Raw genomic sequence first — 25,707 nt, forward strand, 5'->3', positions numbered from 1 at the left:
AGATCGCCATGGACTTCGGACAACTGGCCACCAACGTCCTCACCGAGATGCTCGGCCCGACGGCGATCGCCTACGCGCTCGCCGCGATCGGGCTGAACATCCACTTCGGGCTCACCGGCCTCATCAACATGGGTCAGGCCGGGTTCATGCTGCTCGGGGCCTACGGCTTCGCCATCTCCACCATCCAGGGCGCGCCGGTGTGGCTGGCGTTCCTCGTCGCGATCGTGGCGGCGGTCCTGTTCGCCCTGCTCCTGGGGCTGCCCACCCTCAAGCTGCGGGGCGACTACCTGGCCATCGTCACCATCGCGGCGGCCGAGATCGTCCGCATGATCGGGCGGTCGACCGCGCTCACCGAGCTGACGGGTGGCGCGGAGGGACTGACCGGCAACTCCTTCAAGGCGGCGTTCCAGGACGCGTCACCGTTCCCCGACGCGCGATGGACGCTCGGCCCGATCACGCTGGCGACGAACACGTCCAACTCCTGGTGGCTGCGCATCGTCGGCTGGGGCCTGGTCCTGCTGGCGTGCCTGCTCGTGTGGCGTCTCGTGCGCAGCCCGTGGGGCCGCGTGCTCAAGGGCATCCGTGAGGACGAGGACGCGGTGCGGGCACTGGGCAAGAACGTCTACGGCTACAAGCTGCAGGCGCTGGTGCTCGGCGGGGTCTTCGGTGCGCTGGGCGGTGTGGTGTTCGTCCTGGCCAGCTCGGTGCAGGCCGACTCCCTGGGACGCCCGGTGACCTTCAACACCTGGACCATCCTGCTGCTGGGAGGCGCTGCCACCGTCCTGGGACCCGTGCTGGGCTCGTTGCTGTTCTGGGCGTCGCTCGTCTTCGTGCGGGGGTTCCTGCGGGGCGTCATCCCCCCCGACACGCTCTCGGTGCAGCAGATCGAGCAGATCGGCTGGGTCCTCGTCGGACTGACGCTGATGGCGCTCATCGTCTTCCGACCCCAGGGCATCCTGGGCGACAAGAAGGAGCTGGCGATCAATGCCCGTTGACGAGGTCGTCCAGCAGGCGAGGCGCGACCTCGCCCCCGTCCCCCGCGTCCCCGGCGCCCCGAAGGCCGACGCGATGCTCGTCGCCGACGGCGTGCGACGCAGCTTCGGTGGCGTGAACGCCGTCGACGTCGAGCACCTCGAGGTCCAGCGGCACGTCATCACGGCCCTCATCGGACCGAACGGCGCCGGCAAGACCACGTTCTTCAACCTCATGACCGGTTTCGACAAGCCCGACGCGGGCCGCTGGGACTTCGACGGCACCCCCCTGGCCGGGGTGGCCGCGTCCCGGGTCGCGAAGACGGGCATGGTGCGCACGTTCCAGCTGACCAAGGCGCTGGCGCGCATGACGGTGCTGGACAACATGCGCCTCGGCGCGCGGTCGCAGCCCGGCGAGGGTCTGTTCACAGCCCTCGTCAAGCCGCTGTGGGCGCCCCGCGAGCGGGAGATCACCGACAAGGCGATGACCCTGCTGGAGCGCTTCAAGCTCGACGCCAAGAAGGACGACTTCGCCGGGTCCCTGTCCGGTGGGCAGCGCAAGCTGCTCGAGATGGCCAGGGCGCTCATGTCCGACCCGACGCTCGTCATGCTCGACGAGCCCATGGCGGGCGTGAACCCGGCGCTGACCCAGTCGCTGCTCGGCCACATCACCGACCTGCGTGACACGGGGACGACCGTGCTGTTCGTCGAGCACGACATGCACATGGTGCGGCACATCTCCGACTGGGTCGTGGTGATGGCGCAGGGCCAGGTCGTGGCGGAGGGTCCGCCCTCGGAGGTCATGGCCGACCAGGCCGTCATCGACGCGTACCTCGGCGCCCACCACGACATGGACCTCGGTGACGACACCCTGCTCGACGAGGGCAGCGTGATCGACGCCGAGGCCGACGCCGAGGCGGCCGCCGAGGTCACCACGTCCCCCGAGGAGAAGGCACCGTGACCGAGACCGCCGCACCGGCGCTGCACCGCGGCGCCCCCGAGGGTGAGCCGCTCCTGCACGCGGACCGGCTCGTCGCCGGCTACCTGCCCGGGGTGAACATCCTCCAGGAGTGCTCGCTCGTCCTGCACCCCGGGGAGCTCGTCGGCATCATCGGGCCCAACGGGGCCGGGAAGTCGACGCTGCTCAAGGCGCTGTTCGGTCTGGTGAGCATCCGCGAGGGCGGGCTGACCCTCAAGGGCGAGGACATCACCAACCTGCGCGCCGACGCACTGGTGGGCCGCGGTGTCGGCTTCGTCCCGCAGACCAACAACGTCTTCCCCAGCCTGACCATCGAGGAGAACCTGCAGATGGGCGTGTACCAGGCGCCCCAGAAGTTCTCCGAGCGGCTCGAGGTGGTCCTCGACCTGTTCCCGGAGCTGACGCACCGGCGCAAGCAGCGGGCGGGCGCCCTGTCCGGCGGCGAGCGGCAGATGGTCGCCATGGCGCGCGCCCTCATGCCCGAGCCGTCGGTGCTCCTGCTGGACGAGCCCTCCGCGGGCCTGTCCCCCGTGCGGCAGGACGAGGCGTTCCTGCGCACCCGGCGCATCAACAAGGCCGGGGTGTCGGTCGTGATCGTCGAGCAGAACGCACGCCGCGCGCTGCAGATCTGCGACCGGGCGTACGTGCTGGACCAGGGCCGCAACGCCTACTCGGGGCCCGGCCGCGAGCTCATGCACGACCCGAAGGTCATCGAGCTGTACCTGGGGACCCTCGCGACGGACGTGGACGCCGCGCGTGCCGTCGAGCGGGAGACGCGCGAGTCCGGGGCCTGACCGCCGCACCCGCTGGCAGGCGGGTCCTCGGTGGGCCGGCGACCGGTCGGGCCGTCAGGGACGTCGTGGTGCCGCGGCGCGGTGCGACGCCGGCTCGTGCCCGCTCGACGCGAGCCGCGCGCGGTGCGACGCCGGCTCGTCCCCGCTCGACGCGGTCCGGGCGCGCGACGGCCCCCGGAGCCGCAGCTCCGGGGGCCGTCGTGCGTCCGTGAGGCGTCCCGTCAGCTCGAGGGGACCTCGCCCTCCTCGGAGCGGCTGAACGTGTAGGTGTTCTCCGGGCCGAACTGGTAGATGCCGATGAAGGCCGACGACGGGTCGTTGGACTCGTTGAACGGACCGACGCCCGAGGCCGCCTGGTAGGCGATCTCCTCGCCGTCCTCGATCAGCTGGGAGCACTCCTCCCAGCCGGTGCACTCGGTGCCGCCGTCGGCGCCCGAGACCGCCGTCATGTTGGCCTGGATGGTCTCACCGTCCGACGCACCGCCCTTGAGGGCCGCGAGGGCGACGAGCATGGTCGCGTCGTACGACTCGGGGCCGTAGGAGAAGTCCTTCAGCTCCGGGTCGATCTCCAGCAGACGCCCCTGGAACTCCTCCGACGGGTACGCGCCGGGCAGCGTGCCCTGAGCGTTCTCGAGGGTCCCCGCGGGGAAGCCGACGTCACCCTCGGTCCCGAAGTTCTGCAGGTTCCCGTCGACGAAGTACGTCTTGCTCATGTCCCAGCCCTGGGCGACGAGCTCGCGCACGATCGCCGGGGTCTGGTCCGTGAACGACAGGATCGCGATCGCGTCGGGCGACGCGGCGATGGCGTCGGCGACGATGGTGGCGAAGTTCGTCTCGTCCGGGTCGAACTCCTGGCCCGACGTGCCGTAGACGACGGAGCCGCCCGCGTCGGTGACGACGCCCTCGACGACGTCGCGCAGCGACGTGCCGTACGAGTCGTTGAAGACGAGGATGCCGACGTTGCTGGCACCGTCGCTGACGATCAGGTTGCCCAGGACGTCGCCCTGGACGCTGTCCGGCGGCGCGGTGCGGAAGTAGAAGTCGTTGTACCCGGACAGGTCCGTCGCGGTGTTGGCCGGCGAGACCTGGACGATGCCGGCGCCGGTGATGTCGTCGACGATGTTGAGGGTCACGGAGGACGACGCGGCACCGATGATGGCCGAGACGCCCCCGGAGATGAGCTCCTGGGCGGAGGCCGTCGCCACGGACGCGTTCTTCGCGTCCGACGAGTCCGTGTGCTTCACCTCGACGTCCGCGCCGAAGAGGCCACCGGCGCCGTTGATCTCCTTGACCGCGAGGTCCACGCCGGCGATCTCGGGCGGGCCGAGCTGGGCGAGCGACCCGGTGACGGGGAGGATGGTGCCGATCACCAGCGGCTCACCGCTCCCGCCGCCGGCGTCGCCGTCCGTCGGCTCGTCAGCGGAGTCGGACCCTCCGGCGCAGGCGGTCAGCGCGAGCGCGAGCACGCCCGCGACCGCCAGCGTGCGTCCTGCACGTGTCGAACGAATCATGCGTGTGGTACCCCTCTGTGAGCACTGCTCCGGCCTGGGCCCGTACGGACCCGGCGAATGTGGCGAGAACGTACTCATCGTTTGTGTCCGACATGTGAATGGCAATGTCTCGCCCGGATGTCGTTGTGCACTTGTGACCAAGAACGCCGCGAGCCCGGTCGGCGCCGAGGCGTCGACCGGGCTCGCGGTCCGGTTGCGGAAGAGCTCGGGCAGGGTCAGGAGGCGGCGCCGCCGACCTGCTCGATGACGGCGTCGGCGACCTCACGCATCGTCAGACGGCGGTCCATCGACGTCTTCTGGATCCACCGGAACGACTCGGGCTCGGTCAGCCCCATCTTCGTCATCAGCAGGCCCTTGGCCCGGTCCACGCGCTTGCGGGTCTCGAAGCGCTCGGCGAGGTCGGCCACCTCGGACTCCAGCGCCGTGATCTGGGCGTAGCGGGAGATCGCGATCTCGACCGCGGGCAGCAGGTCGGCCGGGCTGAACGGCTTGACGACGTAGGCCATCGCCCCGGCGTCCCGCGCCCGCTCGACCAGCTCGGTCTGCGAGAACGCCGTGAGCAGCACGACGGGCGCGAGGTGCGCCTTGCCGATGCGCTCGGCCGCGGAGATGCCGTCGAGCACGGGCATCTTGACGTCCATGACCACGACGTCGGGCTTGAGCTCGGTGGCGAGCTCGACCGCGCGCTCGCCGTCACCGGCCTCCCCGACGACGTCGAACCCCGCCTCCGTGAGCGTCTCGACGACGTCCATGCGGATGAGCGCCTCGTCCTCGGCGACCACGGCGCGCCGTGCCGGGCGCGAGGCGGACGTCGCCGCGCGCGGCGCGGCCTGGGCGGCGGACAGGTCCGCGGCCTGGGGCGCGTCCTGCGTGGGCTCGGTGCTGTCGTCCTTGGTCACGAGCACAGCGTAGTGCGCCGACCGGCGGTGGTGGCGCGAAGCCGCCCGTGGCCGCCGTCACGTGGTGTCGCACGGGGTCCTGCGGGCCCACGACGACCTGCCGCGACATCCACCTCCGACGCGGGGGTACGCAGGACGGCGCGCGGGCGCGTGCGAACCGGGCCGCGGGCAGGGCCGCTCGCCCGGTACATTGGGCGCCGCTGGCCCCTGTGGCGGAATGGCAGACGCGCTCGGCTCAAACCCGAGTGCCGCAAGGCGTGAGGGTTCGAGTCCCTCCGGGGGCACCCGTCACGTGCGGTGGCGCGTCGGCGCGCTGCTCGCCACGCCCCCGCGTCACTCCAGCTCCAGCACGACGTCGAGCCCGAGGTTCGGGGTCGTGGGTCCAGGACGCCTCGATGCCGTCCCAGGACTCGACCTGTCGGCCCTGCTCGGGCGTCGTCCCCAGCATCGCGGTCCACGTCCGGTCGGGCAGCTCCACGCCGAGCGCCACACACCGCATGTCGTCCTCGGTGACCTCCCCGCTGTGCGTCAGTGCACCCCGGCCGTCCAGCCGCAGGCTGCGGCCGCCGTCGCCCAGCACACCGGCACCGCACCTGTCGTGCGCGTCGGCGAGCCGCTGGTCCCCCGCCACCAGGGCCGGGAGCCAGAAGCAGAGCCCGGCTGCGAGAGCCAGCCCTGCCGGGACCAGGAGGGGCTTGAGGTCCCGGGGCGCGGGTCCGGGCACCGGGACCGGGACCCATGACGCCGACCGCGAGTCGTACCACTGCGTGCCGTCGGGGCTCAGCACGGCGTCGGGTGGTGCGGTCGTCGGGTCGGGCACCGACGCGCTGGGGTCGTGCGACACGGGTCTCCTCCTGGCGCCGGCGAACGCGAAGGGCCGCGCCCGGGCGGGGGCCCGTCGTGTCATCGGTCGCCAGGAAGGTGGGGTTGATCACCGGACCGGGTGGTCCGGCCACGGGGCGCGTCCGGTGCGGCGTCGGCCTCCGCCGTCGGGAGCCCCCGCCGGACAGCCCGCCCGTCGTCAGGCGGGACCGCTCCCGCTCAGCGAGACCTCGGACGCCGTCGCGGTCCCGGCGGTCCGGCCGGGAGCCGCCTCGAAGCCCCAGTACAGGTTCGTGTGGGCGATCACCTCGGCGGGCGGGGGTGCGCCCCACGGCGTGAGGTCCTCGGTCGTGTGGGCGTCGGACACCAGCGTGACGTCGTACCCGCGCGTGAACGCGCCGTGGGCTGTCGAGCGGATGCAGGCGTCGGTCTGCGCCCCGGCGACGACGATCCGCCCCACCCCGCGGGCGGCGAGCAGGTCCTCCAGCTCGGTGGCCTCGAACGCGTCGCCGTACAGCTTGCGCACCACCGGCTCGCCCTCGCCGACCGTGAGCTCGGGGACGATCTGCCACGCGTCCGAGCCCAGGGGCAGCTCGTCGCTGCTGTGCTGGACCCAGAGCACGTCGGCGCCCTCGGCGCGCGACCGCTCGACGAGGCCGGCGATCCTGCCCAGGACGCCGTCACGGTCGTGGGCGCCCGCGAGGACACCGTTCTGCGTGTCGATGACGAGCAGCGCGGACCGGGGGCGGTTCTGCAGCGTGGTCATGGCGTCCTCCTGCTTCCGTGGCGGGCCCCGTGCCCGACGCCGGCGACGCTACGCCCGCCCACCGACAGGACCGGCGGCACTGGCCCCCGGGCGGACGGGGACGGCGGGTGGCAGGGTGTGGCCGGGAGGTACGGCGTGCAGCCAGGGGCGATGTCCGACGTGGAGCGCCGTGCCGTGCGCTCGACGTACCGGAGCCTGCGCCTCGCCGTCGTGGTGCTGCCGGCGCTGCTCGTCACGGCCGTCGTCAGCGAGTCCGTGCGCGCCGGCTGCTGGCTCGACTCGTTGAGCGCCTACTACTGGACCGGGGCGCACGACGCCTTCGTCGGCGCGCTGTGCGCGGTGGGTGCGGTCCTCGTGGTGTACACCGGCGCCGACGACGTCGAGGACGCCCTGCTCGACGTGGCGGGACTCCTCGCGTTCGTCGTCGCGCTGACGCCCACCGAACCGGGGCCAGGCTGTGACGGGCCGGCGCCGGTCGAGGTCCCCGCGATGCTCGCCGACGCACGGACCGGGCTCACCGCCCTCGTCGTGGCCGGTGCGATCGGCTGGACGCTGCGGGCGGTCGTGGCTGCGCGCAGCGGTCCGCCCCGGCGGTCGTGGGTCGTGGGTGCGGCCGGCGGGGCGGCCGTCGCCGTGCTCGCGGTCGCCCTCCTCGTCGCGCCGGGCACCGTGATCGACCGCGCGCACGACGTGGCCGCGGTCCTGCTGTTCGTCGCCGTGGTCGGGGTGATGCTCCGCCACGCCTCGACGTCGCGGACAGCCTCCGCCCGGTGGGCGCTCGCGTACGCGCTCCTGGCCACCGCGACGCTGGTGACGCTCGCCGTCGTCGTGGTGCTGCGCGCGACCGTGCCGACCTGGACGCAGTCCGTGCTGGTCCTCGAGACCGGCCTGGTCGCGTTGTTCGCCGGCTACTGGGTGCTGCAGACCGTCGAGCTCTGGGGCGTCGACGTCGCGCGCCCCGCGCCCACCCGGCCCGGCGTGCCCGGCCAGATGCCCTGAGCCACCGTGCCGCCACCCGTCAGGGGGCCGCGCCGGACGGGACCGGGTCCGGTCGCACGACCGTGCTGCACGTGCCGACCGGCGTCCCGTCGACCACCAGCTCGCTGTCCACGCGGACCTCCGACGCCGCCGGCAACCGGTCGACGGCAACCTCCCCGAGGATCGTGAGCTCGTCCTCGAGATACGTGTTCGTCGTCCCGCCGTGCCAGGTGCGCCCCTCGGTGGCGCCACCGGTCCCCGTGACCGTCGTGTCCACCCGGACCTCGTCGGACGACGTCCCCGGTGGCACGCGCCACGTGACGGTCCACGGCGAGTCGGGCCCCGGCAGCTCACGCCGGACCCCGAACCGCGTCTCCCACGACCGGTAGACCTGCCACTCGACGTGCGCCGTCACACCCGCCGGTCCCGTGACGACCTCGCACGGCTGGTCGACGGGCGTGGCGGCCGACCCTCCGGACCAGGGGAACAACCCGACGACACCCAGGCCGCACACCAGGCCCGCGACGGGGCGCGCCCACCTGCCGACCACCGGCGGCACCGGCCGCCACGCGGGCGGCCAGGGCGACACCACCACCACGGTCCCCGTGACCGAGTCGGCGAACGTCCGCCGTTGCCCCTCCCACAACGGCCGGAGGTACCCCACCAGCAGGATCGCGTCGAGCACGTGCGCGAGCTGGCGGACCAGCGTCCGCACCACCCCGGCCGGTCGTCCGTCGTCGGCTCGCACCACCACGAGACCCACGGCCCGCTTCCCGACCGTCGCGCCCGTCCAGCCCTGCAGCAGCAGCAGCCCGACGACCACCGCGAGGACGGTCCACGAGGTCACAGTCGTCGACGCCTCCGACCCGGTGGCCGGGTCGGGACCCAGCCCCGGCCACAGCTCCGGGGCCGAGGCCGTCGGCGCGACCAGCCAGGTGACGGTCCCGAGCAGGGCCGAGTCGAGGAGGACGGCGACCACCCGCAGCGACCACGGCGCGTAGCGCGGGACCCCGCCCTCCGTGGCACGGACGTCGGGTGCGGCAGCGTCGAGGGACATGACGCGAGCATTCCAGGGTGCCGCGCGTCGTGTCTGCGGTTCGGCGCGACGGTCCGGGATCTCGCCCTGACGGGCGGGCACGCCGCCGTCGGGTGCGCCCGACGGGCGGGTGGTCCGATGCCGCGCCACGGCGACACCCGGCCGGACGCGCGACGGCCGCCGCCCCCCGGAGGGAGACGGCGGCCGTCAGGCCCGTACGACGTCAGGCGATGCGCGTGCGCACCGTCTCCTCGTCACCGATCTTGTGCACCACGACCGTGTTGGTCGAGCCGACGACGCCCACGGGCGTCCCGGCGACGACGACGACGTAGTCGCCGACCTCAGCCAGGCCGTTGGCGCGCAGGGTGTGGTCCACCTGGCTCACCATCGAGTCGGTGCTCTCGACGGAGGGCACCTGGTACGTCTGGACGCCCCACGACAGCGAGAGCCGGTTGCGCACGTCCTCGACCGGCGTGAACGCCAGCAGCGGGATGGGCGAGCGCAGGCGCGACATCCGCCGCGCCGAGTCACCGGACTGCGTGAACGTCACGAGGTACTTCACCCCGATGCGCTCGCCGATCTCCGCGGCAGCCCGCGTGATCGCACCACCGCGGGTCGAGGGGACCGAGCCGAGCGGCGCGATGCGCTCGCGGCCGAGCTCCTCGGTGCTCTCGATGATCCGCGCCATGGTGCGGACCGCCTCGATCGGGAAGTCGCCCACGCTGGTCTCACCGGACAGCATGACCGCGTCGGCGCCGTCGAGCACCGCGTTGGCGCAGTCGGACGCCTCGGCGCGCGTCGGACGCGGGCTCGTGATCATCGACTCCAGCACCTGGGTCGCCACGATCACCGGCTTGGCGTTGCGGCGCGCCAGCTCCACCGCACGCTTCTGCACCAGCGGGACCTGCTCGAGGGGCAGCTCGACGCCCAGGTCGCCACGGGCGACCATGATGCCGTCGAACGCCTGGACGATCTCCGAGAGGTTCTCGACCGCCTGCGGCTTCTCGATCTTGGCGACGACCGGGACGACCCGGCCCTCCTCCTCCATGATCCGGCGCACGTCGTCGTAGTCGGCGGCGGTGCGCACGAACGACAGCGCGATGAGGTCGGCACCGACGTTGAGGGCCCAGCGCAGGTCCTCCTCGTCCTTGTCGCTCATGGCCGGGACGGAGACCGCGACGCCCGGGAGGTTCAGGCCCTTGTTGTTCGACACCGGGCCGGGGACCTCGACACGCGTGACGACGTCGTTGCCCTCGACGGCCGTCACGCGGACGAGCACCTTGCCGTCGTCGATGAGGATCGGGTCACCGGGCTTGACGTCGCCGGGCAGGCCCTTGAACGTCGTCGAGACGCGCTCCTTGGTCCCCTCGACGTCGTCCGTCGTGATGGTGAAGACGTCGCCGACCGCGAGGTCGTGCTTGCCCTCGATGAAACGGCCGAGGCGGATCTTCGGGCCCTGGAGGTCGACGAGCACGGCCACCGAGCGGCCGGAGGCCTTCGCAGCGGCGCGCACGTTGTCGTACACGCGCTTGTGCACCTCGGTGTCACCGTGGCTGCGGTTGAGGCGCGCGACGTCCATGCCGGCGTCGACGAGGGCCTGGACCTGCTCGGGCGACTCCGTCGCAGGACCGATGGTGCAGACGATCTTGGCTCTACGCATGACTCGAGACTATGCCTTCCTGGTTTCCGGCTGCAGGCCGGACGTCCTGGTGGTCGTGCCCGGCCTGCGGGTACGACCACCAGGAGCGGGTGGGTGGATCGGGGGAACGGGTGTCAGGGGCGCAGGGCGACGGTGCTCGCCGACACCGGTGCAGGCAGCTCGGTGGTGCCCGACAGGTACGCGTCGACCGCGGCCGCGGCGGCTCGGCCCTCGGCGATGGCCCAGACCACGAGCGACTGGCCGCGGCCGGCGTCGCCGGCCACGAACACACCCGGGACGTTCGTCGCGAAGTCCTCATCGCGTGCCAGCGCGCCGCGTCGCGTGACGTCGACGCCGATCTGCTGGGTCAGCTGCTCGGTCTCCGGGCCGGTGAAGCCCATCGCGACGAGCACGAGGTCCGCCGGGATGTCGCGCTCCGTGCCCGGGGTCGGCACGCGCCGACCGTCGGGCAGGTACTCGGTGGTCGCCAGGCGCAGTGCGCGCACGTGCCCGGTGTCGTCGCCGAGGAACGCGACGGTCGACGCCAGGTAGGCGCGCTCGCCACCCTCCTCGTGCGAGGACGAGACCTCGTACAGCACGGGGTCGGTGGGCCACGGCTGGTTCTCGGGCCGCTCGCTCGGCGGTCGCTTGCCGATCGCGAGCGTGGTGACGGAGGCCGCCCCCTGGCGTAGCGCGGTGCCGAGGCAGTCCGAGCCGGTGTCACCGCCGCCGATGATGACCACGTGCCTGCCCTCGGCGCTGATCGGGTCGGCGACGTCCTTGCCGGCGACGAGCGCGTTGGCCTGGTGCAGGTAGTCCATGGCGACGTGCACACCCTTGAGCTCGAGGCCCGGCACGTCGAGGCGCCGCGGCACCGTCGCACCGGTCGCCAGCACGATGGCGTCGTACCGCGCCTGGAGCTGGACCCACGTGACGTCCTTGCCGACCTCGACACCGGGCCGGAAGCGCGTGCCCTCGGCCCGCATCTGCTCCAGCCGCCGCTCGATGTGGATCTTCTCGAGCTTGAAGTCCGGCACGCCGTACCGCAGCAGGCCGCCGATCTCGTCGTCGCGCTCGTACACCGCGACCGTGTGGCCCGCACGGGTCAGCTGCTGCGCCGCCGCGAGACCGGCCGGGCCCGAGCCCACCACGGCCACCGTGTGCCCCGTGAGGCGCTGCGGCACCTGCGGCGTGACGAGCCCGCGGGCGAACGCCTCGTCGATGATCGAGACCTCGACGTTCTTGATCGTCACGGGCGGCTGGTTGATGCCCAGCACGCAGCTCGACTCGCACGGCGCCGGGCAGATCCGCCCCGTGAACTCCGGGAAGTTGTTGGTCGCGTGCAGCCGGTCGATCGCGTCGGACCACTGCCCGCGCCACACCAGGTCGTTCCACTCCGGGATGAGGTTGCCCAGCGGGCAGCCGTTGTGGCAGAACGGGATGCCGCAGTCCATGCAGCGCCCGGCCTGCTCCTTGAGGAACGGCTGCCCCTCCTCCAGGTGCGCGTGCACGTCCTTCCAGTCGCGCAGCCGCACCTCGACGGGGCGGTTCGGCGGGAGCTCGCGCTCCCGGATCTTCAGAAAGCCACGGGGGTCAGCCACGGGCCACCTCCAGGATCTTGTCCCACACGCCGGGGGCGCTCGGGTCGAGGCCGTCGGCCTCGGCCCGGGCCAGCGCGGTGCGGACGCGGGCGTACTCGGTGGGCAGCAGCCGGGTGAAGCGGGCGCGCGTGGTGTCCGGCTCCTCGAGCAGCTGGGCGGCGACCAGCGAACCGGTCTCCTCGGCGTAGGTGCGCAGCAGGTCCATGACCAGGGCGACGTCCTCGTCGTCGAGCGGGTCGAGCGCGAGCTCACCGCTGCGCACCGCCTCGACGTTGACGAGCTCCGGGTTCAGGTCGAGCACGTACGCGGTACCCCCGGACATCCCGGCGCCCAGGTTGCGGCCCGTCGGGCCGAGCACGAGCACGGTCCCGCCGGTCATGTACTCGCACGCGTGGTCCCCCACGCCCTCGACGACGAGCGTCGCACCCGAGTTGCGCACGCCGAACCGCTCACCGACCAGCCCGCGCAGCAGGATCTGCCCGCTCGTGGCGCCGTAGCCGATGACGTTGCCCGCGATGACGTTGTGCGGGCTCGACAGCGACGAGCTGCGGTCCGGGCGCACGACGACCCGCCCGCCCGACAGCCCCTTGCCGACGTAGTCGTTGGCGTCGCCGAACAGGCGCAGCGTGATGCCCCGGGGCAGGAAGGCGCCGAACGACTGGCCGGCGGAGCCGGTCAGCGTGACGTCGATGGTGTCCTCGGGCAGCCCCGCGCCCCCGTACCGCTTGGTGACCTCGTGCCCGAGCATGGTCCCGACGGTGCGGTTGACGTTGCGCACCGGCAGGTCGATGCGCACGGGCTCGGCACGCTCCAGCGCGTCCTGCGCCAGCGCGATGAGCTGGTTGTCCAGGGCACGCTCGAGACCGTGGTCCTGGGCCCTGGTGTGGGACAGCGCGGAGCCCGGCTTCGGCTGCGGAACGGCCAGCACGGGGCTCAGGTCGAGCCCCTCCGCCTTCCAGTGGTCGATCGCGTCGCGGGCGTCGAGCATCTCGACGCGTCCGACGGCCTCCTCGATGGAGCGGAACCCGAGGGCCGCGAGGTGCTCGCGCACCTCCTGCGCGATGAACTCGAAGAACGTGACGACGAACTCGGGCTTGCCGGTGAACCGGGCCCGCAGCTCGGGGTTCTGCGTCGCGACGCCCACCGGACAGGTGTCGAGGTGGCACACGCGCATCATGACGCAGCCCGAGACGACCAGCGGCGCGGTGGCGAACCCGAACTCCTCGGCGCCGAGCAGCGCGCCGACGACGACGTCGCGGCCCGTCTTGAGCTGCCCGTCGACCTGCACGACCACGCGGTCGCGCAGGTCGTTGAGGACGAGGGTCTGCTGCGTCTCCGCGAGCCCGATCTCCCACGGCGTCCCGGCGTGCTTCAGCGACGTCAGCGGGCTCGCGCCCGTGCCGCCGTCGTGCCCGGAGATCAGGACGACGTCGGAGTGCGCCTTGGCCACGCCGGCCGCCACCGTGCCGACGCCGAACTCGCTGACGAGCTTGGTGTGGATCCGCGCCGACGGGTTGGCGTTCTTGGCGTCGTGGATGAGCTGCGCCAGGTCCTCGATCGAGTAGATGTCGTGGTGCGGCGGCGGCGAGATGAGGCCGACGCCGGGCGTCGAGTGCCTGGTCCTCGCGACCCACGGGTACACCTTGTGCCCGGGCAGCTGACCGCCCTCCCCGGGCTTGGCACCCTGCGCGAGCTTGATCTGGATGTCGTCGGCGTTGGTGAGGTACTCGCTCGTCACGCCGAACCGGCCGGACGCGATCTGCTTGATGGCCGAGCGGCGTCGCGGGTCGTGCAGGCGGTCGGGGTCCTCGCCGCCCTCCCCCGTGTTCGACTTGCCGCCCAGCTGGTTCATCGCGATCGCGAGGGTCTCGTGCGCCTCGGCGGAGATCGAGCCGTAGGACATGGCGCCGGTGTTGAACCGCTTGACGATCTCGCTGACCGGCTCGACCTCGTCGACCGGGACCGGCGGCCGCGCACCCTCCTTGAACCGCAGCAGGCCACGCAGCGTCATGAGCCGCTCGGACTGCGCGTCGACCCGCGCGGTGTACTCGCGGAAGACGTCCATCTGCCGGGTGCGTGTGGAGTGCTGGAGCCGGAACACCGTCTCCGGGTCGAAGAGGTGCTCCTCGCCGCCGCGCCGCCACTGGTACTCGCCACCGACCGCGAGCCGCTGGTGCGCCTGCCGGTTGCCGCTCGCGGGGTACGCGTCGGCGTGACGCGCCGCGACCTCGGCCGCGATGACGTCCAGGCCGATGCCGCCGAGCCGGCTCGTCGTCCCGGTGAAGTACCGGTCGACGAGCGCGTGGGACAGGCCGATGGCCTCGAAGACCTGCGCGCCGCGGTACGACGCGATGGTCGAGATGCCCATCTTCGACATGACCTTCAGGACGCCCTTGCCGAGCGCCTTGATGAGGTTGGTCACCGCCTTCTCCGGGCTCACGCCCGGCAGGTACCCGCTGCGGGCCAGGTCCTCGACGGACTCCATCGCCAGGTACGGGTTGACCGCGGCGGCGCCGTAGCCGATGAGGAGCGCCACGTGGTGCACCTCGCGGACGTCGCCGGCCTCGACCACCAGGGAGATCTGCGTGCGGGTGTGCCGGCGCAGCGTGTGGTGGTGCACCGCGGACAGCAGCAGGAGCGACGGGATCGGTGCCAGGTCGGCGTCGGAGTTGCGGTCCGACAGCACCAGGAAGCTGACGCCGTCGGCGACCGCACGGTCGACCTCGGCGAAGATCTCCTCGAGCCGCTGCTCGAGCGCCGCCCCGCCGCCGTCGACGCGGTACAGCCCGCGGATCGTCGTGGCGCGGAAGCCCAGCGACGGCTGCTTGGCCACGTGCACGATCTTGGCGAGCTGGTCGTTGTCGATGACCGGGAACGGCAGCATGATCTTGCGCGCGTGCTCCGGCCCGTCGGCCAGCAGGTTGGGCTCCGGCCCGATCGCGCCGCCGATGGACGTCACCAGCTCCTCGCGGATCGCGTCGAGCGGCGGGTTCGTCACCTGGGCGAACATCTGCGTGAAGTAGTCGAACAGCAGGCGCGGGCGCTTGGAGAGCACCGCCACCGGCGTGTCCGAGCCCATGGCACCGAGCGGCTCGGCACCGGCGGCCGCCATCGGCGACAGGAGGATCTTCAGCTCCTCCTCGGTGTACCCGAACGCCCGCTGGCGGCGCCGGACCGACGCCGCCGAGTGCGCGATGTGGTCGCGGTCGGGCAGCTGCGAGAGGTGGACCGCGTTCTCCTTCACCCACTGGGCGTACGGCCGCTGCGCCGCGAGCTGGGCCATGACCTCGACGTCGGCGACGATCCGCCCCTGGCCGGTGTCGACGAGGAAGAACAGGCCGGGCTCGAGCCGCCCCTTGGCGACGATCGACGCGGGGTCGATGTCGAGGACGCCGGCCTCGGAGGCGCAGACCACGAGGCCGTCCTCGGTCACCCAGTACCGCCCGGGCCGCAGCCCGTTGCGGTCCTGCACGGCGCCGATCAGCGTGCCGTCGGTGAAGGTCATCGCGGCCGGGCCGTCCCACGGCTCCATCAGGGTCGAGTGGTACTCGAAGAACGCGCGGGTCGCCGGGTCCATCTGCGCGTGGTTCTCCCACGGCTCCGGGATCATCATCATCACCGCGTGCGGCAGCGAGCGCCCCGACAGGTGCAGCAGCTCGAGGACCTCGTCGAAGCTGCCGGAGTCCGAGCCGCCCGGCGTGCAGACCGGCAGCAGCGGGGCGAGGTCGCCCAGCAGGTCCGACGAGAGCATGCCCTCGCGCGCGGCCATCCAGTTGCGGTTGCCGCGCACCGTGTTGATCTCACCGTTGTGCGCGACCATCCGGAACGGCTGCGCGAGCGGCCACGACGGGAAGGTGTTGGTGGAGAACCGCGAGTGGACCAGCGCGATCTCCGAGGCGTACCGCGGGTCGGACAGGTCGGCGAAGAACGGCTCGAGCTGCCCCGTGGTGAGCATGCCCTTGTACGTGATGGTCCGGGCCGACAGCGACGCGAAGTACACGCCGTGCTCCCGCTCGGCGCGCTTGCGCAGGCGGTAGGCGCGACGGTCCAGGGCGATCCCCGACAGCTCGCGCGACGGGTCCGCCACGACCAGCTGGCGGAACACGGGCATCGAGGCACGGGCCGTCGGACCGACGAGGTCGGCGGTGACGACGACGTCACGCCACGCCAGGACCTCGAGCTTCTCCTCGGCGGCGACGGACTCGACCGCCGCCACCGCGCGCGCCCGCTCCGCCTCGTCGACGGGCAGGAAGGCCATGCCGATCGCGTAGTAGCCCGCTGCGGGCAGCTCGGCGTCGACCACGTCGCGCAGGAACGCGTCCGGGATCTGGGTGAGGATGCCGGCGCCGTCACCGCTGTCCTCCTCGGCACCGACCGCACCGCGGTGGTCGAGGTTGAGCAGCGCGGTCAGGCCGGCGTCGACGATGTCACGCCCGGGTGTGCCGCGCAGCGTCGCGACGAAGGCGAAACCGCACGCGTCGTGCTCGGCGGCCGGGTCGTAGAGCGCGTGCCGGGTCGGCGCCTGGGCGGTGCCGGGGCTCTCGGGCGACGTCGACATCAGCACCGTCCTCAGTCCCCGGAGGGACCGGGGTGTCGCACGAACATGGGGGGTACCGGGACGTCGTCGGCCCGTGCAGTGAGGCGACGATACCGCCCGGGCGGCGGTCGCGATGACCGCGCCGGACGACATCACGTCCGACGCACCCGGTGTCACCGGGTGCCGTGGGGGGTGTTCGCCTCGTCGTCCTGCCGCGTGGGGGGTGTGAGCAGGAGGGTCGTGTCGCGTCCTGGATGCCGACGCCCGACCACCACGAACGCTACCAGCGCCACCAGGCCGAGCAGGATCGACGTCCAGACGTTGAGCCGCAGCCCCAGCACCGTCTCGGCCGGGTCGATGCGCAGCAGCTCGATCCACAGGCGCCCCGCGGTGTACAGCAGCACGTAGAGCCAGAAGACCCGCCCGTGACCCAGCCGCAGCCGGCGGTCCAGGAGGATCAGCAGCGCCGCGGCACCGAAGTTCCACAGCATCTCGTACAGGAACGTCGGGTGGAACAGCGTGCCGGGGTCGTACCCGGCCGGCAGGTGCGCGTCGTCGATGCGCAGCCCCCACGGCAGGGTCGTCGGACCGCCGAACAGCTCCTGGTTGAACCAGTTGCCGAGCCGGCCGATGCCCTGGGCGACCAGGAGCCCCGGCGCGACCGCGTCGGCGAACGGTGCGAGGCGCACACCGTGGCGTCGGCACCCGATCCACGCACCGACCGCCCCGAGGGCCACGGCCCCCCAGATGCCGAGCCCGCCCTGCCAGATGGCGAACGCCCGCCACGGGTCGCCGCCGGGGCCGAAGTACGCGTCGGGCGAGCTGATGACGTGGTAGACGCGACCGCCCACGATCCCGAAGGGCACCGCCCAGTACACGATGTCGAGGACCGTCTCGGGGTCACCGCCGCGGGCCCTCCAGCGGCGCTGGGTCATGACCGTGGCCACGACGATGCCCAGCAGGATGGCGACCGCGTACGCGCGCAGCGGGAACGGCCCCAGGTGCCACACGCTCTGCCCCGGGCTCGGGACCGAGAGCGGCAGCACCGTCATCGCGGGGTCCGGTGCGCCGAGCGCACACCTTCCGCGAGCCCGTGCACGACGCCCGCGAGGGCGTCCAGCCCGGCGGCCTCGTCCGGCGCGTCGAGCAGCGAGCGCACGAGCGCCGACCCGACGATCACGCCGTCCGCGTAGCCGGCCACCTGCGCCGCCTGCTCCGGGCGGGACACCCCGAGCCCCACGCACACGCGCGCGGCGCCCGCGGCGCGGGTGTCCGCGACGAGCTGCTCCGCACGCTCCCCCACGGTCGCGCGCTCCCCCGTCACGCCCATCGTCGACGCCGCGTACACGAACCCGCGGCTGGCGGCCACGGTCGAGGCGAGCCGCTCCGGGGTGGAGCTCGGCGCGACCAGGAACACCCGGTCCAGACCGTGCGCGTCGGCCGCGACGATCCAGTCCGCCGCCTCGTCCGGGATGAGGTCCGGCGTGATGAGCCCGGCACCGCCGGCCGCGGCCAGGTCGCGGGCGTACGCGTCGACGCCGTACCGCAGGACGAGGTTCCAGTAGGTCATCACGAGGACCGGGGCACCGGCCGACGCGATCTCCTCGACGACGCGCAGCGTGTCACGCACGCGCGTGCCGTTGGCCAGCGCGCGGTTCGCGGCGGCCTGGATGACCGGGCCGTCCATCACCGGGTCCGTGTAGGGCATGCCGAGCTCGACGACGTCCACACCGGCGTCGACCATGGTGCGGACCGCGCGCGCGGACCCCGGCACCGACGGGAAGCCGACCGGCAGGTAGCCGATCAGCGCCGCGCGCGGCGCCGGGCCGGAGGCGAGCTCGTCGATCCGCTCCGCGGTGGCCGACCGCACCTCCGTGACGCTCACAGCTGCTCCCCCTCGTCCGCCTTGACGACGGGCTCCGGCTCGAGGATCCCGAACCAGGCGGCGGCCGTCGCGACGTCCTTGTCCCCCCGGCCGGACAGGTTGACGAGGACGACCGGCGGCCGGTCACCGTCCGTCCACCCCTGGGCCTCGCGGCCGAGCTGGATGGCGCCGGCCAGCGCGTGCGCCGACTCGATCGCGGGGATGATGCCCTCGGTGCGGCACAGGAGCCGGAACGCCTCCATGGCCTCGTCGTCCGTGACCGGGCGGTACTGCGCCCGTCCGGTGTCGTGGAGCCACGCGTGCTCGGGGCCGACGCTCGGGTAGTCCAGCCCGGCGGAGACCGAGTGGCTCGGCAGCGTCTGCCCGTCCTCGTCCTGCAGCAGGTAGCTGCGCGCACCGTGCAGCACACCGGGTGCACCGCCGGAGAACCGCGCCGAGTGCCGGCCGGAGGAGATGCCGGCGCCGCCGGCCTCGAACCCGAACAGCCGCACCTGCGGGTCGTCGAGGAACGCGTTGAAGATGCCCATGGCGTTGGACCCGCCGCCCACGCACGCGACGACCGCGTCGGGCAGCGCTCCCGTCTCCTCGAGGATCTGCGCGCGCGCCTCCTCGCCGATGATCTTGTGGAAGTCGCGCACCATCTCGGGGAACGGGTGCGGACCCGTCACGGTGCCGAGCAGGTAGTGGGTCGAGTCGACGTTCGCCACCCAGTCGCGCAGCGCCTCGTTGATGGCGTCCTTGAGGGTGCGGGCGCCGATGGTCACCGGCACGACGGTGGCGCCGAGCAGCTCCATCCGGGCGACGTTCAGCGCCTGGCGCTGGGTGTCCTCCTCGCCCATGTAGACGGTGCACTCCAGGTCCAGCAGCGCCGCGGCCGTCGCCGTGGCCACCCCGTGCTGCCCGGCACCGGTCTCGGCGATGACGCGCCGCTTGCCCATGCGCTTGACGAGCAGCGCCTGGCCCAGCACGTTGTTGATCTTGTGGGAGCCCGTGTGATTGAGGTCCTCCCGCTTGAGGAACACCCGCACACCGTCGCCCACGTGCCGGGCGAACCGCGGCACCTCGGTCAGCGGGCTGGGCCGGCCCGTGTAGGTGCGGTGCAGCCGCTCGAGCTCGTCGGAGAACGCCGGGTCCGCGAGGGCCTTGTGGTACTCGGTCTCGAGCTCGTCGAGCGCGGCGATGAGCGCCTCGGGGACGAACCGCCCGCCGAAGTCCCCGAAGTACGGACCCTCGTGCGTGGCGAGCGGTCCCCCGCCCAGCAGGACGTCCCGCATGCGGCGGCGGGCGCCGTCGCGGCCCGCGGTGCCGCTCATTGCCGGACCGCGCGCAGCGAGGGGTGGGCACCGGCGGCGACGAGGTCCGCGACGGACTGCCGCGGTGCGTCGTCCGTCACCAGCGCCTCGCCGACGAGCACCGCGTCCGCGCCGGCACGGGCGTAGTCCATGACGTCGTGCGGTCCGCGCACACCCGACTCGGCGATCCGGACGACGTCGGACGGGATCGCGGGGGCGACCCGCGAGAAGGTCGTGCGGTCCACCTCGAGCGACCGCAGGTCGCGCGCGTTCACACCGATGACGCGGGCCCCGGCGTCCAGCGCCCGGGCCACCTCCTCGGTGTCGTGCACCTCGACCAGCGCGGTCATGCCGAGCGAGTGCACCCGTTCGACCAGCGACTCGAGCACCGTCTGCTCGAGCGCGGCGACGATGAGCAGCACGAGGTCGGCGCCGTGGGCGCGCGCCTCCCACACCTGGTAGGGCGACACCACGAAGTCCTTGCGCAGGACCGGGACGTCCACCCGGCTGCGCACGGCGTCCAGGTCGGCGAGGGACCCGTTGAAGCGGCGCTGCTCCGTGAGCACGGAGATCGCGACGGCGCCACCCTTCTCGTACTCCGCGGCCAGCGCGGCCGGGTCGGAGATCGCCGCGAGGGCACCCTTGCTCGGGCTCGAGCGCTTGACCTCGGCGATCACGGTGACCGCGTCGGGCACCTTGAGCCGCGCGACGCACTGCAGCGCGGACTCGCGCCGGGCGGCGCGCTCCTTGAGCTCGGCCAGGGGCGTTGCTGCCTGGCGCGCGGCGAGGTCGACCCTGACCCCCGCGACGATGTCGTCCAGCACGGTCATCGACCGATCATCCCCTCTGGCCGGTTGGTGCGGCAGGCCCGTGGGCTTCCCCGGAGGCCGCCGCCGACGAGCCATGGTAGACGGGCGGCGGAGCGCCTCGGCCCACCCGCCCGAGGTGTGGGACCGGCGACGACGCACCGCCGCCGCCGCGTCCGTGGTCCGGGCCGTGGTCCGGCGCGTGGTCCGGCGCGTGGTCCGGGCCCTGGTCCACCAGCCGGTGCCGCTCGGCCGCGGTGGCGACACGGCCCGTCAGGCCGAGCACCGTGGCGGGCGGTCAGGGCTCGGACCAGCGCGACGGCGACGGCTCGGGCTACGGCACCGAGCCCATGAACGGGACGGCGAACCCGAGGAAGAGCAGCGGCAGCAGCAGGAGGATCCCGAAGGTCACCAGCACGATGACACCCAGTGCGGTCGCGACCCAGCCGAGCACGATGCCGGCCGTCGCCAGGCCCTCGTTGTCCGCCTGGCCCGCGGCCACGGCACGACGTGCGTTCCCGCCGACGACCACCGCGGGGACGCCGGTGAAGAACACGCACCCGAGCACGCCCAGCAGCCCGAGCACGAGCGACCACACCGCGAGGTCGTTGCGGGGAGGCGACGGCGGGCGCGGTGGACCCTCTGCGTACCCGTGGGCCGGCGCGGACGGACCGGGCGGGTACGTCGCGGACGGCGGGTACGCGCCGGGCGGGTACGCGCCGGGCGGGTACGCGCCGACCGGCTGCTGGTCCGACGCCGTCGTGCGCGGAGCGTCCGCGGCGGGCACCGCGTGCGCTGCGTACGCGCCCTCCTGCCCGTACGGCGGGCCCAGGGGTTCGCTGGGACTGCTCATGGACGACCTCCGGTCGGTCGAGAGATGGTGCGCGTGCCCCCTGCCGTCAGGGCAGCGGTGCGGGGCCCAGGTACGGCACGAGTGCGGGCACGTTGCGCAGGACCGCGAAGCCCACGACGGCGACGAGGACCGACCAGGGCAGCCACGTCGGCGCGGACAGGGGCGGGCCGCCACGCACGCGGCGCACCGCCCACATCCCCCACGCGACGACGAGCAGGGGCGCGGCGACGGTCCACAGCGGGTTGGCCTGCCAGGCGGCCACCAGGTCGCCCGTGAGCAGGGAGTGCGTCGCGCGCAGCCCACCGCAGCCGGGGCAGGACACACCGAGGAAGAGGACCGACGGGCAGAACCCGTAGCTCAGCGGCGCGTACGGCGAGCGCACCACCAGCAGGGTCGCCGCCCCTGCGGCAGCGGCGGCGAGCACGAGGGGCAGCGCACCCCGTCGCAGCGGCGACGGGGCAGCGTGCCCGGCGCCCACCGCCGGCTGCCGCAGGTCGGTCACGGCGCCTGCAGCTGCTGGCGCTCCACCTCGTCCTCGAGGTACTGCAGGAAGCCGTCCAGGCCGCCGTACTCCGCCAGCCCGATGGAGAGGCTGATGATCATGTAGAGGCTGGCCAGGATGCCGACGACGCTGAGGATGATGCCGGCCAGCGCCAGGCCCCCGTTGCTGGCCTCGCCGCGCGCGGCGGCGGCGCGACCCTTGAAGCCCAGCCACACGCCGATGGCACCCGGCACGACGCCGACCACCAGGCAGCACAGCACGATCGACAGGATGCCGAGCACCAGCGACCAGACGCCGAGCGAGTTGCGTGCGGTGGACTGCGGCGTCCCGTAGCCGGGCGCCTGCCCGTACGCGGGCTGGCCGGAGGCGGGCCCACCGTAGGCCGGGGGCTGACCCTGGCCGTAGGCGGGCGGCTGACCCTGGCCGTACGCGGGCGGCTGGCCGTAGGCGGGCGGCTGACCGTAGGCGGGCGGCTGACCCTGGCCGTACGCGGGGGGCTGGCCGTACCCGGGCGCGGCCGGGGTGTCCGGACCGGTACCCGCCGGGTACGGGGGGACGTCGGCGCCGGACGGCTGCGACGGCGAGTCGGGTGACCCCGGCCCGGTGCCCGGCTGCTCGTCGGGCGCGCCCGGGTCGCGGGGGTCGTTGGGGCTCGACATGCGGCTCTCCCTGCGTCGGTGGTGGCCGGCGGAACCGGCCGGTGGGAACCGGAGGAGTCCTCCGGCGGGGTCAGTGGCCGCCGCGCCGCTGGGCGCGGGCGAGGGTCGCTGCGCCACCCTGGCCGTGGCCCAGGAGCTGCAGGACCTTGCCCAGGACGAGCCCGCCCGCGATCACGGCCATGCCGACCCAGAACAGCCACATCATCGTGAAGGCGACCCCCAGGCCGGCGATCACGCCGCCCGCCACGACCGTCCACGTGGTCGTCCACGCGGCGAGGGTCCGCCCGTGGTTCGTCGGCGGCGTCGCCGGCGGCAGGTGGACCGTCTCGGTCCGGGTGGCGTTCTGGGAACGGTGGGCCAGCGTGTGATCGGCCATCGGCGGTACGTCCTTCGTGCTCGGTTTCCGCTCACCCTATCCGAGAGCCCGGCGACCCACGCGCTGGTCAGGACGGGTCGTCGCCCCGGCTGAGCGCGTCCCAGTCGGATCGCTCGTCGACCGCGCCGCTCGCGTTGCGGTCGGCACGACCCGGTCCGGGCCGCTCGTGGCGCTGGGAGCGCTGGTCCCACCCGCCGGGTGCGCGTGCGAGGGCCACCGCCAGCGCCAGCACCGCGGCGCCGACCACCAGCGCCACCACCGGCCAGGCGGTCGACGAGGCCACCGGGTCGGCCGCCGCGACGCCGGTCGCGTCGGCGACCGCGGCGACGACGGCGCCCGCCGGGTCCCGCAGGACGCCCACGGCACCGGCGACGACGAGCACCCCGGCCGCGGCGCTCACCCCCGCGACGACCCACCGGCCCACCCGTCCGACCAGCGCGAGGGCGCCGGCCGCGGCCAGCAGCACCAGCGCGGCCGCCGGCGCCTGCGGTGCCGCCCGGGAGCCCGCGACGGCGACCTCGACGGTGCCCTCGAGGGCGCTGCGACCCTCGCCGTGCACCCAGGTGGGCACCGACACCAGGCCGACGAGGCCCGCGGCGCCCAGCAGCAGCACGACCCAGCGGCCGCGGCGTGCCCGCGCACCGGGTCCCGGGGCGGGTGCCGGCGCCGCCGTCACGGCGTGGCGCGGCGCAGCCGCGCCGCGAGCTGGATCGCACGCACGGCGGCCGCCGCCTTGTTCCGCGACTCCTCGTACTCCAGCGCCGGCACGGAGTCGGCCACGATGCCACCGCCCGCCTGGACGCTGGCGCGTCCGTCGCGGAGCAGGGCGGTGCGGATCGCGATCGCCATGTCCATGTCGCCGGCGAAGTCGAAGTAGCCCACGGTGCCGCCGTACACGCCGCGCCGGGCGGGCTCGAGCTCGTCGATCAGCTCGATCGCGCGCGGCTTCGGTGCGCCGGACAGCGTCCCGGCGGGGAACGTCGCGACGAGCGTCTGCAGCGCGGTGGCACCGGCGCGCAACCGGCCGACCACCGTCGAGCAGATGTGCATGATGTGCGAGAACCGGCGCACGGCCATGAACTCGACGACCTCGACGCTCGTCGGCTCGCAGACCTTGACCATGTCGTTGCGGGACAGGTCGACCAGCATGATGTGCTCCGCCCGCTCCTTCGGGTCGGCCAGCACCTCGTCAGCGAGGGCCCGGTCCTCCTCGGGCGTCGCGCCACGCGGACGCGACCCGGCGATCGGGAACGTCGTGACGTGACCGTCGCTGACCTTCACCAGCGTCTCGGGGCTCGAACCGACCACCGCGAAGTCCCGCCCGTCCGCGTCCTGCAACGCGAGCAGGTACATGTACGGGCTGGGGTTGACGGTGCGCAGCACGCGGTACACGTCCACGGGCTCGGCCGGGCAGTCCAGGTCGAGGCGCTGCGAGAGGACGACCTGGAAGACGTCGCCGTCCCGGATGGCCTCCTGCCCGCGCCGGACCTGCTCCTCGAACTCCTCGCGCGTGCTGCGGAACTCCAGCACGGGCACGGGGGCCTCGGGGTCGAGCACGGCGGGCGCCGGCGGTGCGGGCCGCCCCAGAGCCGCCTGCATCGCGTCCAGCCGACCCACCGCGTCGGCGTAGGCCTCGTCCACACGCTCGTCCGTGGCGTCGAAGTTGATGGCGTTCGCCACGAGCCACACCGACCCGTCGACGTGGTCGACGGCGGCGACGTCCGACGCCAGCACGAGCGTCACCTCCGGGACGTCCAGCTCCTCCGGCGCCCGCCGCGGCAGCGTCGGCTCCCAGTGGTGCACGACGTCCCACCCGAGCACGCCGACCAGCCCACCCGTCAGCGGCGGCAGCCCGCCGACCCGCGGCGTGTGCAGCACGTCCAGCGTGCGGCCCAGCACGTCGAGCACGTCGCCCTCGGTCGGCACGCCCACCGGGACGTCACCGGACCAGCACGCCCGCCCGTCGCGGACGGACAGGGTCGCGCGCGAGGACACGCCGACGAACGACCAGCGCCCCCAGGTGCCGTCGGACTCGGCCGACTCCAGCACGAACGTGCCGGGCCGCCCGGCCGCCAGGGTGCGGTACAGCCCGACGGGCGTGACGTCGTCGGCCAGCAGCCGGCGCACCACCGGCACGACGCGGCGGTCCGCCGCGAGCGCGCGGAAGTCCTCCGGCGACGGCCACGTCGCACCCCAGGGCAGGTCCGTGGGGGTCGCGCGCGGCGCGGCGGAGACGGACGGCTGGGTCACGGCTGGGCTCCTCGGAGGGTGGCGGTGTCGTCGCCGACGGTCGGCAGGGACGGCTCCACGGTGCCCGGCGTCGCCGTGGTGACGGGCGTCGTGGTGACGGGCAGCGGGCCGCCCGCCTCGAAGCAGGTGCGCGTCCCGGTGTGGCAGGCGACGCCCACCTGGTCGACGGTGACGAGCAGCGCGTCGCCGTCGCAGTCCAGGGCCACGCCGCGCACGTGCTGCACGTGCCCGGACGTGTCGCCCTTGCGCCAGTACTCCCGGCGCGACCGGCTCCAGAACGTGACCCGTCCCGTCGTGAGCGTGCGGTGCAGCGCCTCGTCGTCCATCCAGCCGAGCATGAGCACCTCGCGGGTGTCGTGCTGCTGGACGATCGCGGCGACGAGCCCGGCGTCGTCACGGCGCAGCCGCGCGGCGACGGCAGGGTCGAGGTCGCTGCGCGTGACGCGGCCGTCGGACGTGGTGGTCGGGGGGTTCTGCGGCACGTGCCGATCCTGCCACGCGCCGCGGGGCCGCCGGCGACGTGTCCGTGCCCTGCCGCGGCGCGGCGCCGG

The 25,707-nt window shown here is 73.5% G+C and carries 22 protein-coding genes and 1 tRNA gene; 5 read left to right on the forward strand and 18 right to left on the reverse strand.

All coding sequences use genetic code 11. The features are described from left to right. Positions 1-8 precede the first annotated feature (8 nt). The 3 genes from KG103_RS10015 to KG103_RS10025 are packed head-to-tail and all read left to right on the forward strand — an operon-like array spanning position 9 to position 2,744. Positions 9-995 carry a branched-chain amino acid ABC transporter permease gene (locus KG103_RS10015; RefSeq protein WP_207342167.1) on the forward strand — a complete coding sequence of 329 codons (987 nt, stop codon included), beginning with the start codon at positions 9-11 and terminating at the stop codon, positions 993-995. Next, positions 985-1,932 carry an ABC transporter ATP-binding protein gene (locus KG103_RS10020; RefSeq protein WP_207342166.1) on the forward strand — a complete coding sequence of 316 codons (948 nt, stop codon included), beginning with the start codon at positions 985-987 and terminating at the stop codon, positions 1,930-1,932. The genes KG103_RS10015 and KG103_RS10020 overlap by 11 nt, the downstream gene beginning before the upstream one ends. Further along, a complete protein-coding gene (locus KG103_RS10025) occupies positions 1,929-2,744 on the forward strand; it encodes an ABC transporter ATP-binding protein (RefSeq protein WP_207342165.1) in 816 nt (271 codons plus the stop codon). The genes KG103_RS10020 and KG103_RS10025 overlap by 4 nt, the downstream gene beginning before the upstream one ends. 221 nt (positions 2,745-2,965) lie before the next feature. Here the strand turns inward: KG103_RS10025 and KG103_RS10030 are convergent, their stop codons facing one another. Next, a complete protein-coding gene (locus KG103_RS10030; RefSeq protein WP_207342164.1) occupies positions 2,966-4,255 on the reverse strand; it encodes an ABC transporter substrate-binding protein in 1,290 nt (429 codons plus the stop codon). Positions 4,256-4,470: 215 nt separating this feature from the next. Then, entirely contained in the window at positions 4,471-5,154 is a 684-nt protein-coding gene (locus KG103_RS10035; protein WP_372434922.1) for an ANTAR domain-containing response regulator, read from the reverse strand. Positions 5,155-5,357: 203 nt separating this feature from the next. On the opposite strand from KG103_RS10035, the gene KG103_RS10040 reads away from it, so the two are divergent. Further along, positions 5,358-5,438 (forward strand) — tRNA-Leu (locus tag KG103_RS10040). Positions 5,439-6,175: 737 nt separating this feature from the next. Here the strand turns inward: KG103_RS10040 and KG103_RS10045 are convergent. Continuing rightward, entirely contained in the window at positions 6,176-6,742 is a 567-nt protein-coding gene (locus tag KG103_RS10045; RefSeq protein WP_207342162.1) for a cysteine hydrolase family protein, read from the reverse strand. A 150-nt stretch (positions 6,743-6,892) separates the two neighbouring features. On the opposite strand from KG103_RS10045, the gene KG103_RS10050 reads away from it, so the two are divergent. Next, entirely contained in the window at positions 6,893-7,741 is an 849-nt protein-coding gene (locus KG103_RS10050; RefSeq protein ID WP_207342161.1) for a hypothetical protein, read from the forward strand. 19 nt (positions 7,742-7,760) lie between these two features. Here KG103_RS10050 and KG103_RS10055 read toward each other — a convergent pair whose 3' ends face one another. The 15 genes from KG103_RS10055 to hisI all read right to left on the reverse strand — a co-directional run bounded on the left by KG103_RS10055 (position 7,761) and on the right by hisI (position 25,638). Next, the gene (locus tag KG103_RS10055; RefSeq protein WP_207342160.1) at positions 7,761-8,777 is read right to left on the reverse strand and encodes an RDD family protein; all 1,017 of its coding nucleotides are present in this window, start codon (positions 8,775-8,777) and stop codon (positions 7,761-7,763) included. A 202-nt stretch (positions 8,778-8,979) separates the two neighbouring features. Beyond that, positions 8,980-10,416: a pyruvate kinase gene (gene pyk, locus KG103_RS10060; protein WP_207342159.1), complete on the reverse strand. Its 1,437-nt coding sequence runs from the start codon at positions 10,414-10,416 to the stop codon at positions 8,980-8,982. A 113-nt stretch (positions 10,417-10,529) separates the two neighbouring features. Next, positions 10,530-11,996 (reverse strand): glutamate synthase subunit beta, encoded by a 1,467-nt coding sequence (locus KG103_RS10065; protein ID WP_207342158.1) that lies wholly within the window; start codon positions 11,994-11,996, stop codon positions 10,530-10,532. After that, on the reverse strand, positions 11,989-16,554 hold the full coding sequence (gene gltB, locus KG103_RS10070; protein WP_207342157.1) for a glutamate synthase large subunit: 4,566 nt from the start codon (positions 16,552-16,554) through the stop codon (positions 11,989-11,991). The genes KG103_RS10065 and gltB overlap by 8 nt, the downstream gene beginning before the upstream one ends. Before the next feature lie 152 nt (positions 16,555-16,706). Beyond that, a complete protein-coding gene (lgt, locus tag KG103_RS10075; protein WP_207342156.1) occupies positions 16,707-17,585 on the reverse strand; it encodes a prolipoprotein diacylglyceryl transferase in 879 nt (292 codons plus the stop codon). Beyond that, positions 17,582-18,418, reverse strand: coding sequence for a tryptophan synthase subunit alpha (trpA, locus tag KG103_RS10080; protein WP_207342155.1), 837 nt, complete (start codon positions 18,416-18,418; stop codon positions 17,582-17,584). Before trpA ends, lgt begins: the two co-directional genes overlap by 4 nt. After that, entirely contained in the window at positions 18,415-19,692 is a 1,278-nt protein-coding gene (gene trpB, locus KG103_RS10085; protein WP_207342284.1) for a tryptophan synthase subunit beta, read from the reverse strand. The genes trpA and trpB overlap by 4 nt, the downstream gene beginning before the upstream one ends. Before the next feature lie 35 nt (positions 19,693-19,727). Next, positions 19,728-20,540: an indole-3-glycerol phosphate synthase TrpC gene (gene trpC, locus KG103_RS10090; RefSeq protein ID WP_207342154.1), complete on the reverse strand. Its 813-nt coding sequence runs from the start codon at positions 20,538-20,540 to the stop codon at positions 19,728-19,730. A 310-nt stretch (positions 20,541-20,850) separates the two neighbouring features. Next, positions 20,851-21,369: a DUF4190 domain-containing protein gene (locus KG103_RS19075; RefSeq protein ID WP_207342153.1), complete on the reverse strand. Its 519-nt coding sequence runs from the start codon at positions 21,367-21,369 to the stop codon at positions 20,851-20,853. A 46-nt stretch (positions 21,370-21,415) separates the two neighbouring features. Next, positions 21,416-21,871 (reverse strand): DUF2752 domain-containing protein, encoded by a 456-nt coding sequence (locus KG103_RS10100; protein ID WP_249670538.1) that lies wholly within the window; start codon positions 21,869-21,871, stop codon positions 21,416-21,418. Then, positions 21,868-22,530: a DUF4190 domain-containing protein gene (locus tag KG103_RS10105; RefSeq protein WP_207342152.1), complete on the reverse strand. Its 663-nt coding sequence runs from the start codon at positions 22,528-22,530 to the stop codon at positions 21,868-21,870. Before KG103_RS10105 ends, KG103_RS10100 begins: the two co-directional genes overlap by 4 nt. A gap of 70 nt (positions 22,531-22,600) precedes the next feature. Beyond that, the gene (locus tag KG103_RS10110; protein WP_207342151.1) at positions 22,601-22,906 is read right to left on the reverse strand and encodes an HGxxPAAW family protein; all 306 of its coding nucleotides are present in this window, start codon (positions 22,904-22,906) and stop codon (positions 22,601-22,603) included. Positions 22,907-22,973: 67 nt separating this feature from the next. After that, positions 22,974-23,519: a Trp biosynthesis-associated membrane protein gene (locus tag KG103_RS10115; protein WP_207342150.1), complete on the reverse strand. Its 546-nt coding sequence runs from the start codon at positions 23,517-23,519 to the stop codon at positions 22,974-22,976. Between the two features lie 59 nt (positions 23,520-23,578). Beyond that, positions 23,579-25,156, reverse strand: coding sequence for an anthranilate synthase component I (locus KG103_RS10120; protein WP_207342149.1), 1,578 nt, complete (start codon positions 25,154-25,156; stop codon positions 23,579-23,581). Then, on the reverse strand, positions 25,153-25,638 hold the full coding sequence (hisI, locus tag KG103_RS10125) for a phosphoribosyl-AMP cyclohydrolase (RefSeq protein ID WP_256439575.1): 486 nt from the start codon (positions 25,636-25,638) through the stop codon (positions 25,153-25,155). Before hisI ends, KG103_RS10120 begins: the two co-directional genes overlap by 4 nt. Positions 25,639-25,707 lie beyond the last annotated feature (69 nt).

This window comes from Cellulomonas wangleii (assembly GCF_018388445.1).
Taxonomy (GTDB): domain Bacteria; phylum Actinomycetota; class Actinomycetes; order Actinomycetales; family Cellulomonadaceae; genus Cellulomonas; species Cellulomonas wangleii.

Coding starts and splice junctions, on each gene's coding strand:
- KG103_RS10015 (WP_207342167.1), top strand. CDS start 9: ATGGACTTCGGACAACTGGCCACCAACGTCCTCACCGAGATGCTCGGC.
- KG103_RS10020 (WP_207342166.1), top strand. CDS start 985: ATGCCCGTTGACGAGGTCGTCCAGCAGGCGAGGCGCGACCTCGCCCCC.
- KG103_RS10030 (WP_207342164.1), bottom strand. CDS start 4,255: ATGATTCGTTCGACACGTGCAGGACGCACGCTGGCGGTCGCGGGCGTG.
- KG103_RS10045 (WP_207342162.1), bottom strand. CDS start 6,742: ATGACCACGCTGCAGAACCGCCCCCGGTCCGCGCTGCTCGTCATCGAC.
- KG103_RS10050 (WP_207342161.1), top strand. CDS start 6,893: ATGTCCGACGTGGAGCGCCGTGCCGTGCGCTCGACGTACCGGAGCCTG.
- KG103_RS10055 (WP_207342160.1), bottom strand. CDS start 8,777: ATGTCCCTCGACGCTGCCGCACCCGACGTCCGTGCCACGGAGGGCGGG.
- pyk (WP_207342159.1), bottom strand. CDS start 10,416: ATGCGTAGAGCCAAGATCGTCTGCACCATCGGTCCTGCGACGGAGTCG.
- gltB (WP_207342157.1), bottom strand. CDS start 16,554: ATGTCGACGTCGCCCGAGAGCCCCGGCACCGCCCAGGCGCCGACCCGG.
- lgt (WP_207342156.1), bottom strand. CDS start 17,585: ATGACGGTGCTGCCGCTCTCGGTCCCGAGCCCGGGGCAGAGCGTGTGG.
- trpB (WP_207342284.1), bottom strand. CDS start 19,692: ATGCGGGACGTCCTGCTGGGCGGGGGACCGCTCGCCACGCACGAGGGT.
- trpC (WP_207342154.1), bottom strand. CDS start 20,540: ATGACCGTGCTGGACGACATCGTCGCGGGGGTCAGGGTCGACCTCGCC.
- KG103_RS19075 (WP_207342153.1), bottom strand. CDS start 21,369: ATGAGCAGTCCCAGCGAACCCCTGGGCCCGCCGTACGGGCAGGAGGGC.
- KG103_RS10105 (WP_207342152.1), bottom strand. CDS start 22,530: ATGTCGAGCCCCAACGACCCCCGCGACCCGGGCGCGCCCGACGAGCAG.
- KG103_RS10110 (WP_207342151.1), bottom strand. CDS start 22,906: ATGGCCGATCACACGCTGGCCCACCGTTCCCAGAACGCCACCCGGACC.